Origin of the sequence: Microlunatus speluncae, assembly GCF_009299835.1 — a bacterium.
Taxonomy (GTDB): domain Bacteria; phylum Actinomycetota; class Actinomycetes; order Propionibacteriales; family Propionibacteriaceae; genus Microlunatus; species Microlunatus speluncae.
In genome coordinates this window covers 111,709-126,466 of sequence record NZ_VKCZ01000010.1, presented here as the reverse complement: position 1 = coordinate 126,466, position 14,758 = coordinate 111,709, and the positions used below count along the sequence as shown (strand labels likewise).

At 69.9% G+C, this 14,758-nt stretch carries 11 protein-coding genes; 2 read left to right on the top strand and 9 right to left on the bottom strand.

What is annotated here, in order from left to right:
- Together FNH24_RS14300 and FNH24_RS14295 are read right to left on the bottom strand one after the other, a co-directional pair.
- Entirely contained in the window at positions 1-2,643 is a 2,643-nt protein-coding gene (locus tag FNH24_RS14300; protein WP_161606134.1) for a bifunctional acetate--CoA ligase family protein/GNAT family N-acetyltransferase, read from the bottom strand.
- A 10-nt stretch (positions 2,644-2,653) separates the two neighbouring features.
- The gene (locus tag FNH24_RS14295) at positions 2,654-3,505 is read right to left on the bottom strand and encodes a peptidyl-tRNA hydrolase (RefSeq protein ID WP_152362866.1); all 852 of its coding nucleotides are present in this window, start codon (positions 3,503-3,505) and stop codon (positions 2,654-2,656) included.
- Positions 3,506-3,571: 66 nt separating this feature from the next.
- Between FNH24_RS14295 and FNH24_RS14290 the strand changes: the two genes are divergently transcribed.
- Together FNH24_RS14290 and FNH24_RS14285 are read left to right on the top strand one after the other, a co-directional pair.
- Positions 3,572-5,218 carry a class I SAM-dependent methyltransferase gene (locus tag FNH24_RS14290; RefSeq protein WP_152362865.1) on the top strand — a complete coding sequence of 549 codons (1,647 nt, stop codon included), beginning with the start codon at positions 3,572-3,574 and terminating at the stop codon, positions 5,216-5,218.
- Positions 5,219-5,264: 46 nt separating this feature from the next.
- Positions 5,265-5,789 carry a mycothiol transferase gene (locus FNH24_RS14285; protein WP_152362864.1) on the top strand — a complete coding sequence of 175 codons (525 nt, stop codon included), beginning with the start codon at positions 5,265-5,267 and terminating at the stop codon, positions 5,787-5,789.
- Between the two features lies 1 nt (position 5,790).
- On the opposite strand, the gene FNH24_RS14280 is transcribed toward FNH24_RS14285, so the two are convergent.
- From FNH24_RS14280 to FNH24_RS14250, 7 genes are all read right to left on the bottom strand, one after another.
- Positions 5,791-6,753: a phosphotransferase family protein gene (locus FNH24_RS14280; protein WP_161606133.1), complete on the bottom strand. Its 963-nt coding sequence runs from the start codon at positions 6,751-6,753 to the stop codon at positions 5,791-5,793.
- Positions 6,754-6,792: 39 nt separating this feature from the next.
- On the bottom strand, positions 6,793-7,635 hold the full coding sequence (locus tag FNH24_RS14275; RefSeq protein ID WP_152362862.1) for a carbohydrate ABC transporter permease: 843 nt from the start codon (positions 7,633-7,635) through the stop codon (positions 6,793-6,795).
- Positions 7,632-8,537: a carbohydrate ABC transporter permease gene (locus FNH24_RS14270; RefSeq protein WP_161606132.1), complete on the bottom strand. Its 906-nt coding sequence runs from the start codon at positions 8,535-8,537 to the stop codon at positions 7,632-7,634. The genes FNH24_RS14275 and FNH24_RS14270 overlap by 4 nt, the downstream gene beginning before the upstream one ends.
- Positions 8,534-9,793 carry an ABC transporter substrate-binding protein gene (locus tag FNH24_RS14265; RefSeq protein ID WP_152362860.1) on the bottom strand — a complete coding sequence of 420 codons (1,260 nt, stop codon included), beginning with the start codon at positions 9,791-9,793 and terminating at the stop codon, positions 8,534-8,536. The genes FNH24_RS14270 and FNH24_RS14265 overlap by 4 nt, the downstream gene beginning before the upstream one ends.
- Before the next feature lie 198 nt (positions 9,794-9,991).
- Positions 9,992-12,292, bottom strand: coding sequence for an FdhF/YdeP family oxidoreductase (locus tag FNH24_RS14260; protein WP_152362859.1), 2,301 nt, complete (start codon positions 12,290-12,292; stop codon positions 9,992-9,994).
- 23 nt (positions 12,293-12,315) lie between these two features.
- Complete coding sequence (locus FNH24_RS14255) at positions 12,316-13,197, bottom strand: phytanoyl-CoA dioxygenase family protein (RefSeq protein WP_152362858.1); 882 nt, start codon at positions 13,195-13,197, stop codon at positions 12,316-12,318.
- A gap of 163 nt (positions 13,198-13,360) precedes the next feature.
- Positions 13,361-14,659, bottom strand: coding sequence for a cytochrome P450 (locus FNH24_RS14250; protein ID WP_246186897.1), 1,299 nt, complete (start codon positions 14,657-14,659; stop codon positions 13,361-13,363).
- Between the last annotated feature and the right edge of the window lie 99 nt (positions 14,660-14,758).

The window sequence follows — 14,758 nt, the reverse complement described above, 5'->3', positions numbered from 1 at the left end:
TCAGAGCGTCCGCGCCATCGGATCCCGCTGATCACCGGTCGGGGCGATCAGCACCCGGGCCCCGAGCACCCTCACGCCGGACAGCGAGGCGATCACCGGGCTCAGCGTCACCGACGCCAACTGGGGCAGATCGTCGGCCAGCTGGGCCAGCCGATGCAGCAGATCCTGGACCGCCGCGACGTCGACGCCGGGGCTGCCGTTGCGGCCGAACAGGGTCGGCGCGGCCCGCAGATCCCGGACCATCGCGGCCGCGTCGGCGGTGGTCAGGGGCGGCACCCGGTGCACGGTGTCGCCGAGCAGTTCGCTGGCGATCCCGTCCAGGCCGAGCGACAGCATCGGGCCGAACGCGGCGTCCTCCCGGCTGGTCATGATCAACGGGACGCCGGGCGGTGCCATCGGCTGGATCACCGGGTCGGCGACCGCCGGGTCGTCGCCCAGGCCGAGCTCGGCGGTCAGCTCCCCCAGGTCGGTCCAGGCCTCGCGCAGCGCGGCGGCCGTCTCCAGGTTGCGGTAGACGCCGGCCAGATCGGGCCGGCCGCGGACCGCCCGCGACCGCGCCTTCAGCACCACGTCCCAGCCGAGGCGGTCGGCCACCTCGATCGCCTCATTCAGGTCCGAAACCCGGTGCCGCGGCACCAGTTCGATGCCGTACACCGACAACAGCGTCATCGCCTCCGGCCCGGTCAGCTCGCGGCCGGCCCGATCCCGGGACAGGACCCGGTTCACCACCCGCTTCGCGGCCAGCTCGTCGACGTCGAGCAGCGGCACCGCGCCGGGATCGCGCTCGCGCCAGTGGGCGTACGCACTCAGCGCGGACAGGGCCTGGATCGCGTCCGCCGGCGAGTCGAACGTCGGCAGCCCGCCCGGCCCGTCGTCGTCGCCACCCGCGTCGGCGTACTCGTCGAAGTCGATCAGCACGCCGACCAGCGGCTTCTTCGCCTGCCGGGCCAGGTCATCCAGCGTGGCGTGCAGCGCGTCGGTGCCGCTGTCGAAGATCGCCACCGCCGCGCAGACGATCGCGTCGCAACCGTCGTCGGCCAGTGCCGCCCGGACCGCTTCGGCGTACTGCTCGTGCGGCGCGTCGCCCGGCAGCACCACCGGGTCGCCACCGGCCAGCAGTCCGACCGCGGTCACGGTGTGGATCAGCTGCTGCACCAGGGTGGCGGAGTTGGCGATCACCCGGACCCGCGGGCCGGCCGGCAACGGCTGCCGGGAGGCGATCTTGGCGATGTCGAACATGGCGCCGCGCCGGTGCACCACGATCACCCCGGCCTGCCGGAACAACGCGTCGACGGCCTGCTCCGGCGCGTGCCCGAGCCCGCCGCGGACGCCGATGTGGCTGGACCGCCGGGCCTGGCCCGGCGCGAAGACGATCACCGGCTTGCGCCGGGTCAACTGCCGGATGATCCGGAAGAACTTGCGCGGGTTGCCGAGCGAGTCCAGCATCAGCAGGCAGGCCCGGGTGGCCTCGTCGTCCTGCCAGAACTGCATCACGTCGTTGCCGGTGACGTCGGCGTAGGCGCCGGAGCTGATGAACGAGGACAGCCCGATGTTCTGCCGCAGGGCCCGGTTGATCAGCGCCACCCCGACGGCGGCGGACTGGCAGAAGATGCCGACGCCGCCGGTCCGCGGCATCGGGCCGGGGCTGGCGTTGAGCCCGATCGACGGGTCGGTGTTGATCAGGCCGAGGGCGTCCGGGCCGATCGCGCGCACCCCGTACGCCCGGGCCAGGCTGACCACGGTCCGGTTGTCGTGGGCGGAGTCGGTCCCGGTCAGCACGACCATGGCGTGCGCGCCCTTGTGTGCCGCGTCGATCACCACCGCGCCGAGCTCATTGGTCGGGATCGACACCACCACCAGGTCGAACGAGCCTTCGATGGTCGCGATCGAGGCCGCGGTCCGGACGCCGGAGACCGCGTCCGAGTCCGTACTCACGGCGGTCACCTCACCGCGGAAGCCGCCGCTGAGCAGCGAGTTGACCAGGCCCTGGACCCGGCGGCCGGGGCCGAGCACGACCACCCGCTCCGGGGTCAGCAGCCGCAGCATCGACGCCGCCTCGGCCCGGTGCTCCCGCCGCTCCATCACCCCGACCGACGTGTCGGTCGGCAGGATCGGGAACTCGACCGACAGCACGCCGTCCTCGACGTCCTTGGACACCCGATACCCGGCGTCGACGAAGACCTGCGCCATCCGCCGGTTCTCCGGCAGGATCTCCGCGACGAACTTGGTGATCCCCCGCTCCCGCGCCGCCTCGGCCAGGTGCTCCAGCAGCAGCTGCGCGATCCCCCGGCCCTGATGGGCGTCCTCGATCAGGAACGCGACCTCGGCCTGGTCGTTCTCCAGCCGGTCGTAGCGGCCGACGCCGATCATCAACTCGCCCAGGGTGAGGATGAACGCCACCCGGTCCACGTAGTCGACCTCGGTGAACCGCGACACGTCCTTCTGGCTCAGCCGCGGGTACGGCGCGAAGAACCGCAGATACTTCGATTCCGGCGACACCCGGTCGTAGAACTCGACCAGCCGGGTGGCATCGCTCGGCTTGATCGGCCGCAGTCGGGCGACCCGGCCGTCGGTGAGCAGCACATCGGCCTCCCACTGGGAGGGATAGCCCGGCGGATTGCCGCTCTGCTGTGCCGCTGACACAGGGTTGAGCCTATTCGCCCGGAACCGGTTGCCGAGAGTCGTTTTGGGAGATCTCGCTCTCACCGCCCGCGCCCGGCGCCTGAGCGATCACGGTGATCGTGCCCGGCGCGATCTCGGTGAAGCCGGCATCGCGGACCGCCAGCAGCCGGCTGCCGAGCCAGGCGCTGCCGCCGTCGCCGAGCCGGTCGCGCAGCGTCCGCCAGCCGCCGGCGTCGACCCGCCGGGCCACGACCGGACAACCGGCCGCCGCCCAGGCGGCCAGCGCGACCGGGTCGTGCTCCGACAACAGCGCCGCCGCGATCATCCCGGCATGCCCGGTCTGCGCCATCGCCTTGCCCAGCGTCATCACCGGCTCCGGCGGCAGCCACAGCCGCAGCGCTCCGGCCGGTTCGGACCCGCTCGGGGCCGGGTCGACCGGCAGGTCCGTGCCGCCGACCTGGAGCTTGGCCACCCGCTTGTCCAGGTCGGCGATCCGGCCCGGCAGCAGGGCCATCAGTTCGGTGGCGCCGTCGGACAGGGCCAGGCCGGGCAGGTCGGCCAGTGCCGCCCACTGGGCGCCCCTGGCCCGCCGGGTCACCTTGCGGATGTGGCCGGCACAGTAGGCGGCCATCGCCTCGTGCCACGGTCCGCCCGGCTCGGACCGCGGATCCAGGCAGAGCCGGGCCGCGGCGGTCGCGGCCAAGCCGATCGCCGTGTGCCAGGACGGCTCGGCGGCGCGCTCCAGCCGGATCACCAGCTGCATCGCCCGCACATCTTCGGCGGCCTCGTCCCGGTCGTCGACGATCTCGTCCTCGGACAGGCCGAGCCAGTGCAGGTAGCGCCGGCGCAGCGGCTCCAGCACCTGGCCGGTCGGTTCGGTCATGCGGATCATCCTGACAGGCGTGTCCGACACCGAAACTCTCATCAGCCACCGCTACGGTCCCCGATCATGGCGTCGCGAACACGATCACTGCTCGGGGGACTGCTGCGGCGAGGGCTCAGCCGCAGCCGGCGGTTGCCGACCGGCCACGAGGCCGGAGCAGCCGGGGTCGACGAGCTCGGCCGCGAACAGATCACCGGCTGGGTGCTGGTGCCACCGGAGACGGCGGAATCCCGGATCGCGCTCTGCCTCGGCGACGTCGTCGCCACCGAGGTCGTCGCGCAGCCGGCGGGCGAGGCCGGTGACGGGCTGCAGCGACGCCGGTTCCGGTTCGCGCTGTACGACTTCTGGCGCTTCGCCAAGACCTCCGACACCGTGTCCGTACGCTACGCGGGCCGGCCGATCCTGATCACCGACCGGCAGTCGTACGGCTATCGCCCGAAGACCGACGGGCTGTCCTCGGCGGCGGAGCTGAGCACGCTGCTGGCGGCCGGCCACATCTTCGGCCAGGGCGGCAAGATCCAGCTCGGCAAGATCATCGATCATGGCTGGCAGGACCAGGTGCTGCGGCTGCACCAGGCCGTGCACCGGGTGTTGGCCGACGAGTTCGGGCTGCGGACGTTCCTGGCCTACGGCACCCTGCTCGGCGCCGTTCGTGATCATGGCTTCATCGATCATGATCGGGACTTCGACAGTGCCTATCTGGCCCGGCACAGCGATCCGCGGGAAGCGGCGGCGGAGCTGGTCCGGGTGGCCGAGACGCTGATCGACGCCGGCTTCCAGGTGCTGCCGAAGTCGTCCTGCATCGCGATCCGGGACGCCGGGTCCGGCGATGCCCAGATCGACCTGTTCCACCTGATCGCCCGGCCCGACGGCACCGTCGGCTTCCCGTTCGGCACCGTCGCCGCCGACCCGATCGGCGTGGCCGCCTTCGAACCGCTGGCCGCGACGACGCTGGCCGGCCGGGAGGTGCTGGTGCCGGCCGACGCCGAGGCCGTCGTCGCCCATCTGTACGGCACCGGCTGGCGGGTCCCGGACCCGGGATTCAGCTGGCTCACCGCCCGGAAGCGGCGGGAAAGCCGGGCCCTGGTCGGCCTGGATCTGCAGGATTGGCTGTACTGGCGCGATTTCTACGCCCGAGCCCGTCCCCTGCCTCCGTCGCCGTTCCTGAGCTGGGTTCTTGATCATCCGGACCTGCCGGGACGCGCCGTCGATCTTGGTTGCGGCGACGGGCGGGACACGGCCGGGCTGACTGCCGGCGGCCGTACGGTGATCGGGATCGACCGGATCCCGGCCGCGCTGACCATCGCCCGGGACCGGGTGACCGGAGTCGACTTCCGGGAAGTTGATCTTGCCGATCGCGGCGCCGTGAGCGCGGTGCTGGACCAGGCCCGAGGCGAAGCGGGCGAGCCGTTGCTGAGCTACGCCCGGTTCCTGGTGCACACCCTGCCCGAGCCCGGCTGGCTGGCCCTGCTCGACCTGTTGGCCGAGCATGGTCGGGCCGGTGATGTGTTGGCGGCCGAATTGCGGATCGACGCCGACCAGAAGCGGCCCAAGGCCCATCTGCGGTCGTTCCGCCGGTTCCCGCCGCCGGCCGAGGTGATCGGCCAGCTCGGCGACCGCGGCTGGACGATCACCGATCAGCAGCAGGGCACCGGCCTCTCTCCCTACCGTAGCGAGGATCCCGCCCTGTTGCGGCTGCTGGCCAGGCGCTGAGATCCGGCGTTGACGAGGACGTCCGCGGCGGGCCAGCATGCCGCCCATGCCCTGGACCGCCCCTGCCGTCGACCGTACCGATGAGTTCGAGCTGGTGATCGCCGACGAACGCACCATGATCGACACCCGGCTCGAGATCCACCGCGAGACCCTGCTGCACAAGTGCGCCGGCCTCACCGCCGAGCAACTGGCCGAGCAGGCCCTGCCGCCGTCCAACCTGTCGCTGCTCGGCCTGCTGCGGCACCTGACCCAGGTCGAGCGGACCTGGTTCACCCTCGCCATGGACGGCCAGCAGGACCGGGCGCGGGCGTACCCGACCGGCGGTGCCGACTTCAACGGCGCCCGGCCGGACGTCGCGGCCGCCAGCTATGCCGCCTTCCTGGCCGAGCTGGAGGCGAGCCGGGAGATCGCCGCCCGATTCGCCCTGGACGACGAGTTCGGGGTCCCGATGTGGAACGGCCGCCCGGCCTCGGTCCGCTGGCAACTGCTGCACCTGATCGAGGAGTACGCCCGGCACAACGGCCACGCCGACCTGCTCCGGCAGAAGATCGACGGCACGACCGGCTGGTGAGTCAGCCCTCCAGGTCGGCGAGGGCGCCACGGAGCGCGGTGACGTAGTGGGCGGTGCCGTCGGCGTTGCCGATGCTCTCGTGCCAGGCGATGTGGCCGATCGCCTGAATGATCACCGAGCGGGCCAGCCGCTGCCGGAGCCCGGGCCCGTCGGCGCCGTCGGACCCGTGGCCGGCCAGGATCGCCTCGAAGTCCGGCCGGTCGTAACCCATCATCATCGTGGCCAGCTCACCGACCGCGCTGCCTCCGTGCCACAGGCCCCAGTCGATGATCCCGCACACCTCCAGGTCGTCGTCCACGAAGACGTGGGCGGAGTGCAGATCGCCGTGACACAGCACCGGGTCCGTCGCCGCCGGCGTATCGGGTGAAGTGCCGATCACGGCGATCGCCCGGTCCACCTCGGCCGGCGTCAGCCCCGCGCTGAGGAGCTGGGGGCGCTGGCCGGTGCGCTCGGCATTGAACGCCGCTCGCGCCGCTTCGCGATCCGGCCAACTACCGTCAGCGGCCGGTCGGCCCACGCCCGACGTCGCGACGGAGTGCAGGGCGGCCAGGACCTGACCGATGGCTGTCATCACGGTGCGACGCCGCGCCTCGGTCAGGGACGGCAGCACCTCGGCCAACTGGCGACCCGGTGAGGCGGTGATGATCATGATCGGGCGCGGACCGTGCTCGGAGTCGATCTCCTCGAGCGCGAGCACCTCGGGAATCGGCGTTCCGGCTGCGCGGGCCCGGTCCATCGCCCAGGACTCGGCCGCGAAGGTCCCCTCGCCGGGACGCCGGATCCGGGCGAAGACGACGGCGCCGTCGCTCAGCCGGGCGCGATAGACCTCGTTCTCGTCACCGAGGGTGAGCCGGTCCAACTCGGCGAGGTCGCGGTTCGCCGAGCGGGTGATCAGCTCGGCGACCGCCGCGCGCGGAGCGGCGAACCGATCATGCAACTCGGCCAGGAACTCGGAGTCTGCCACTCCCCCATTGATCCACGATTTCGGATCCGGTGCAAAGGCCTATTTCAGCCCGCTCATCATCACGCCGCGGATGAAGAAGCGCTGCAGCAGGATGAAGACCAGGAAAGCCGGCAGGAACGTGACGGTCGCGGCCGCCATCACGGTGGCCAGCAGGCTTTCCTGGGCCTGCAGGGAGTTCAGTCCGACGGTCAGCATGTAGTTGTTGGGGTCGCGCATGATCACCAACGGCCAGAGGAAGTCGTTCCAGTGCCAGAGGAAGACGAAGGTGCCGAGCGTGGCCAGGATCGGCAGGGTCTGCGGCAGGATGATCGACCAATAGATCCGCAACTCGCCGGCGCCGTCGAGTTTGGCCGCCTCGATCAGCTCGTCCGGGATGTCCATGATGAACTGCCGCATCAGGAACATCGCCTGCGCGTTGGCCAGCGTCGGCACCAGCACGCCCCACATCGTGTCCAGCCCGTCGAGGTTGCTGACGATCAGGAACAGCGGGATCAGGGTCAGGTGCGCCGGCACCATCAACATGGCGATGAACACCCAGAACATCAGCTCCCGGCCGAGGAATCGCTTCTTGGCAAAGGCATAGCCGGCCATCGAGGCGAACAGCAGCACCAAGATCACCGAGGCCACCGAATAGATGGTCGAGTTGGCGATCCAGCGACCGATCCGGTCCGAGCTCAGCGCCTCGGCGTACGCGGACAGGTTGAGCCCGCCGGGGATCAGCGACTGCGGCAACTCGATCGGCTGCCCCGGCCGGAGCGAGATGATCACCATCGCGTAGAACGGAAACAGGGTGAGCAGTGCGGCCAACGCCAGCGGGAAGTGCCAGAACAGCTGTTTGCGGCCGCGGCGGAGCGGCCGTCGGGACAGCACCGGGGCGCTCATCGGCGCCGCCCCACGATCACGTTCTGGAGCAGCGAGATCAGCAGGATCAACACCAGCAACACCATTCCGGCCGCCGCCCCGTAGCCGAACTCCGAATAGTTGAAGGCCTGGTCATAGATCATGTACGTCAGCGAATAGGACGCCCGGACCGGACCGCCGGCGGTCATCACCAGAATGTGATCGAACACCTGGAACGAGTTGATCGTCTCCAGCACCAGGACGAAGAACAGCGCCGGCCGGAGCAGCGGCAGGGTGATGTGCCAGAACCGTTGCCAGGCGGTGGTCCGGTCGATCTTGGCCGCTTCATAGTATTCCTCCGGAATGGCCAGCATCCCGGCGAGCAAGATCAACATGTCGTAGCCGAACCGGGTCCAGGCCTGCACGATCGCCAGCGACGGCAGCACCAGACTGGTCGAGCCCAGCCAGTCGGCGGGTGGCAGCCCGACCGCGGTCAGCACCGCGTTCAGCGGGCCGTCGCTGGTGTAGAGCCATTTGAAGATCACGCCCGACATCACCGAGCTGGTCACCACCGGGACGAAGAAGATCACCCGGTAGACGCTGATCCCGCGCAGCGGCCGGTTCACCAGCGACGCCATCACCAGCGCGACGGCCAGGCAGAGCGGGATCGCGATCACCGTGTAGAGCACGGTGACGCCGAGCGCCTGCCAGAACAGGCTGTCGCCGAACAGCCGCTGGAAGTTCGCCAGCCCGGCCCACTTCACCCGCCCGGACAGGCTGACGTCGGCCAGCGACAGCCCGATCCCGTACAGCGTGGGCGCGATCCGGAACACCGCGAACAGCAGCACGTACGGCAGCACGAAGACATAGGCGAACACCGCGGCGTTGGACCGCCACCACGGCCGCCGCCGGGTCGTGGCCCCCGACGCCGCGGTCGTCGTCACCGGGCGAGCAGCGCGTCGACCTCGGCCGCCGCGGCGGTCAGCGTGGCCGCCGGATCGGTCTTGCCCAGCAGGCATCCCTGCAGATGCGGCCGCACCGTGTCGATGATCTCGCGCGCCTTCGGGTGCAGCACGCCGATCTTGACCTGGTCGACGAACTGCAGCTTGAACGACTGGTCCTCGTTGTCGGCGTACATGTCCTTGAGCGAGGTCCGCGGCGGCAGGAAGCCGGCGGCATTGAGGAACTTCTGCATCGTCGTCTTCTCGGTGACGAACTTGGCCCAGGCGACCGCCGCCTCGGGCGACTTCGACATCTTGAAGATCGACAGGCCGCCGACCGACCCGTACACGACCTGTTGTTGATCTTTGAACGGTTGGCTGCCCTTGACCGAACCCTTGGCCATGATCGTTTCGGGCATCGGAGCGTCCAGGGTCAGGTTCATCAGCTCGGTGCCCCGGGCGAACCGGGTCTGCTCGACCTTGCCGACCGGCTGGGTCAGCCCCGCATTGTTCAACGCCTTCAGGTCGGCCAGCTCACGCAGGAACGTCAGCGCCCGGACCCCCGGCTCCTCCTGGAACGCCGCCTTGGTCAGGTCGTCACTGAGCACCTGACCGCCGGCCTGCCAGAGGAACGGGTAGTAGGTCAGGTTCAGCGAGCCGTCGCTGGCCTGGTAGTTGGCGAAGGTGAGATCCCGGGCGACGCACGCCTTGGCCGCGTCACGGATCTCATCCCAGCTCACCGGCGCCTGGGCCAGCCCCAGTTCCTTGAGCAGCTTCACGTTGTAGGCCGGATTGGCGATCGTCATCAGCAGCGGCAGGCCGTACAACTTGTCCTGGTACGTGAACGCGCTGAGCGCCGTCGGCACGTAGTCCGACCGGTCCTCACCGAGCGCGTCGTCCAGGCTCAGCAGCAGATCCTCCTCGACGAACCGCGGCACGAAGTCGGGGTTGAAATAGACGACGTCCGGCGCCGACTTGCCGGCGACGGCGGTGGTCAGCGCCTGTTCCCGGCCGGTCCAGGGCTGCTGCACCACCTGGACCTCGACCTTCGGGTATTTGGCGGTGAACTCCTGCACCAGCGGCTGCCACCAGGCGTCCTGCTGGGTCTCTCCCATCGGGTACGTCCAGTGCACCACCTTGCCCGACACCTGGCCGGGGTCCGTATTCGTGACATCGGGCTCGGCACCGCCACCGCACGCGGTCAGCAGGCCGCCCGCTCCCAGCGCCAATCCACCACCCAGCAATGACCGACGATCCACAGCGAGTTCCTTTCGGAAAGGGGTCTTCGTTGAGCCCCCGGACGCACGGCAGAAGCCCAGCTTCGCCGCTTTTGCTGGAGCATAATATCTACTTTCGGGCGGCCGTAAATGCTTCGGGGCGAAGTTGTGACCTTGCCCGTGTTCGTTCCCTGAGCCTGTCGAAGGGCAGGGGTGATCGGGCCTTGCCCTTCGACAGGCTCAGGGAGCGTTGGCGGCTGGTTCCAAGCGGATGATCACCGACTTCGAGGTGGGCGTGTTGCTCACCTCGGCGGTGGAGTCGACCGGCACCAGCACATTGGCCTCCGGGAAGTACGCGGCCGCGCACTCCCGCGCGGTCGGGTAGGCCACCACCCGGAACGCCTCCGCCCGCCGCTCCTCCACCTGATCACCGACCGGCCACTCCGAGACCAGGTCGACCAGCTGCCCGTCGGCGAATCCCAGCTGAGCAAGATCATCGGGGTTGACGAAGACGACCCGCCGACCGTCGGCGATGCCGCGGTAGCGATCATCCATCCCGTAGATCGTGGTGTTGTACTGATCATGGGACCGTACGGTCTGCAGGATCAGCCGGCCCGGCCCGGGCTCGATCACCTCGAGCCGGTTGACGGTGAAGTGGGCTCGGCCGGTGTCGGTGGCGAAGGTCCGCGAATCCCTGGGACCGTTGGGCAGCGCGAAGCCGCCGGCGGTGTCGATCTTGGTGTTCAGGTCGTCGAAGCCGGGCACCACCCGAGCGATCCGATCCCGGATCCGGTCGTAGTCGGCGCGGAACGTCAACCATGGCACGGCCGAGTCCGGCAGCGTCCGCCGGGCCAGCTCGCAGACGATCGCCACCTCGCTCAGCAGTTCCGCGGCCGGGGCGTTGCGGCCGCGGCTGGCGTGCACCATGCCCATCGAGTCCTCAACGGTGACCCGTTGATCGCCGGTCAGCTGCCGGTCCCGCTCGGTCCGGCCGAGGGTCGGCAGGATCAGCGCCTCCCGGCCGACCACGGCGTGCGACCCGTTGAGCTTGGTCGAGATCTGCACGGTCAGGTCGGCGCGCGCCATCGCCCGCTCGGTCAGCGCGGTGTCCGGGGTGGCCCGGACGAAGTTGCCGCCCATCCCGATGAAGATCCTGGCCTGGCCGTCCCGCAGCGCTCGGATGGAGTCGACGACGTCGTGGCCGGGCTCGCGCGGCGCGGTGATCCCGAACTCGGCATCGAGGGCGGCCAGGAAAGGCTCGGCCGGCTTCTCATAGATCCCCATCGTCCGGTCGCCCTGGACGTTGCTGTGCCCACGGACCGGGCAGGCGCCGGCGCCGGGCCGGCCGATGTTGCCGCCGAGCAGCAACAGGTTGACGATCTCCCGGATCGTCGGCACCGAGTTCTTGTGCTGGGTCAGCCCCATCGCCCAGCAGACGATGATCGACTTCGCGTTCAGCACCAGCTCCGCGGCGTCGCGAAGCTGATCACGGGTGAGGCCGGTGGCTCGCTCCACCTGGGCCCAGTCCAGGTCGTCCAGCGCCGCCGCGTACGCCTCGAACCCGTCGGTATGGCGCTCGATGAAGTCATGATCGACGACCTTGCGGCCGGATCGTTCGGCCTCCAGCACCAGTTTGCCCAGCGCCTGGAAGAAGGCGAGGTCGCCGTTCAGCCGGATCTGCGCGAAGTGGTCGGCGAGCTGGGTGCCGCGTCCGATCACCCCGCTGGGCCGCTGCGGGTTCTTGAACCGGAGCAGGCCGGCCTCGGGCAGCGGGTTGATCGCCATGATCGTCGTGCCGTCCCGTTTGGCCTGCTCCAGCGCGGTCAGCATCCGCGGATGGTTGGTGCCCGGGTTCTGGCCGGCGATGATGATCAGGTCGGCCTGACCAAGATCATCGAGCGTGACCGTGCCCTTGCCGATGCCGATGGTCTGGCCCAGCGCCGAGCCGCTCGACTCGTGGCACATGTTGGAGCAGTCCGGCAGGTTGTTGGTGCCGTAGCTGCGGACGAACAGCTGATAGCAGAACGCGGCCTCGTTGCTGGTCCGGCCCGAGGTGTAGAAGATCGCCTGGTCCGGGTCATCCAGCCCACGCAGCCGGTCGGCGATCAGGTCCAGTGCGCCCTCGTACGAGATCGGCCGGTAGTGATCGGCGTCGGCCGGCTTGTACATCGGCGTGGTCAGCCGGCCCTGCGCACCGAGCCAATGATCGGATCGCCCGGCCAGGTCGGGAATCGAATGCGCGGCGAAGAACTCCGGCGTGACCCGGCGCAGCGTCGCCTCCTCCGCCACCGCCTTGGCCCCGTTCTCGCAGAACTCGACCTGGTGCGTGTGGTGCGGCTCGGGCCAGGCACAACCCGGGCAGTCGAACCCGTCCGGCTGGTTCACCCGGAGCAGGGTCAGCGCACTGCGCCGGATCCCCATCTCCTGCTGGCTCATCCGCAGCGCCGCGACGACGCCGGGCACCCCGGCGGCCCAGGTCTTGGGTTTCTTGATCGTCAGATCCGCGTCGCCGGGATCGGAGGCCGGGGCCTTCTTCACCATGGCTTCACGCTACTTCGCCCCGGCTAGCAGGTCACGTCCAGCCCGTCGCCGCCGAACACCGCCAGCCGGCGTTCCTTGTACGCGGCGCGTTCCTCCCGGGACCGCCAGATCGCCTCGGCCGGCGCGTAGTGGAACTGCAGCGCCCACCGCCGCCGGTCCGACGCGTTGCGCGGCGTGCCGTGATGCAGCAGGCCGTCGAAGATCAGGCAGCCGGCCGGCTGGAGCGGCACCGCGATCACCCGCCGCCGGTCCACGTCGGTGTCGCAGAGCTGGAAGTCGCGCCGATTGAAGTGCGGCACCGGACCGGCCCGATGACTGCCCGGGATCACGTGCATGCAGCCGTTGTCGGGATCGGTGCCGTCCAGCGCGATCCACAACCCGACCACCGGGGCGCCCGGCCGGACGTCGAAGTAGGCCACGTCCTGGTGCCACGGCTTCTCCCGGCCGATCCCCGGTGGCTTCAGCAGCGCCTGGTCGGCGAACAGCTCCGGCTCCGCGCCGAGCAGCTCCGCGGCCAGGCCGAGGATCGCCGGATCGTGCGCGATCGCGTGCAGCCGCGGTTCATGATCAACGTAGTAGACCAGCTTGCGCACCGAGCGGCGCCGCTGCTCGAGATCCAGCTCGGGCAGCCGGGCCCGGACACTGCCCTCCCACTGGATCCCGCGGAAGCCCGGTGCTCCACCGCTGATCAACCGATCGATCCCGGCGACCGCCCCCGTCACCCGGTCCTCGCTGATCAAGGTGTCGACGGCGAGGAACCCGTCCGCGCCGTACTGCCGGCGAAGCTCGGCCGACACCGAGGTCAGCGGCCCGGCCACGGTCTCCGCCGACCCCTCCGGCCGATACAGCTCCGGGTCGTAGTCGCCACCATGGGGATCGATCTGCTCCGCGAGCTCCGCGACCATCGTCTGCTCCTTGATCGGGTTCGACCGCCAGTCTCCCCTGATTCCGTACCGCGGTCGACCCGTGCCAGCTGATGAATCACAGTTATTGGTGTCCGTTCCCTGAGCTTGTCGAAGGGCAAGGTGATTGGGCCTGCCCTTCGACGGGCTCAGGGAACGGGACGAACTAGCTGTGCAGGGGTAGCGAGGTCAGGCCGCGGAGGACGAAGGTCGGGCGGCGGCGGGGCTCACCGGCCGGGCGGAGGTCACCCAACCGCTCCAGCAGCAGCCGGAACATGATCTCCGCCTCCAACCGGGCCAGCGCGGCGCCGAGGCAGTGGTGCGGGCCGGCCGCGAAGGACAGGTGCTTGCGGGCGTTGGCTCGGGTGACGTCGAGCCGGTCGGGGTCGGTGAAGACCTCCGGATCCCGGTTGGCGCCGGCCAGCATCAGCGAGACCGGCCGGCCGGCCGGCAGCACGGTGCCGTCGATCTCGATGTCGATGGTCGGCACCCGTGAGCTGAGCTGGATCGGCGGATCGAACCGGAGCAGTTCCTCGACCGCCCCCGGGATCAACTCATGATCATCCCGGAGCAGTCGAAGCTGATCTTGGTTCTGGATCAGGGCCAGGGCACCGTTGCCGATCAGGTTGACCGTGGTCTCGAATCCGGCGAACAGCAGCAGCATGCAGGTGGCCAGCAGCTCATTGGTGGTCAGCCGCTCACCCTCCTCCTCGACCGCGATCAGGCCCGACACCAGGTCATCGCCGGGGCTCTGACGGCGGGCCGCGACCAGGTCGACGAAGTAGCCCTGCAAAGCCTCGAGCGACGCGTTCGCCGCCCGCTGCCGAGCGGCCGGCGCCATCGCGTCCAGGTCGGCGGCAAGATCACTGCCCCACTGCCGGAACCGTTCGTGATCAGGCTGCGGAATGGCCAGGATCTCGCAGATCGCCAGCACCGGGAAGACCCCGGCGACGTCGCGCATCAGGTCGAACGAGTCCGCGGTGCGGGCCCGGTCGACCAGCCCGGCGGCGATCTCGGTCAGCCGCGGTCGCAGCGCGCCGATCGAGGCCGGGGTGAACACCTTGCTCACCAGCTTCCGCAACCGGGTGTGATCGGGCGGGTTCTTGCTGATCATGGAATCCGGCCCGGTCGGATCGACCAGCCCGTCCCGCGAGGGGCTGCCGAACAACCACTGCTGGACCTTTCCGGTCCCGGCGGTGATCTCGCGCCGCATGCTGGTGCCGGTCACCGTCGACGGATGGCGGAGCAGCGGGCCGCAGATCGCGTACCGCAGACTGATCGCTCCCATCGCGGTCTCGACCACGGGCCCCTGCTCGCGCAGCCGGCGATAGGTCGGGTACGGATCGGTGATCATCTTCGGGCTCATCAGCTGGCCGAGCACGTCGCCCCGAGCGCGTAGCCCCGCCATCGCCGCGGCCCGGACCGCGTCCCGCACGCCACCCTCGACCGTCTGCCGGACCGACATGATGATCACTCCCTCGCGCCGCGACCCAACTGATCAGGACCCATCCTCAGTATCGCTGGAGCGGCGTCGCCGGGTGGACCGGGGGGTTGTGGTTGGCTG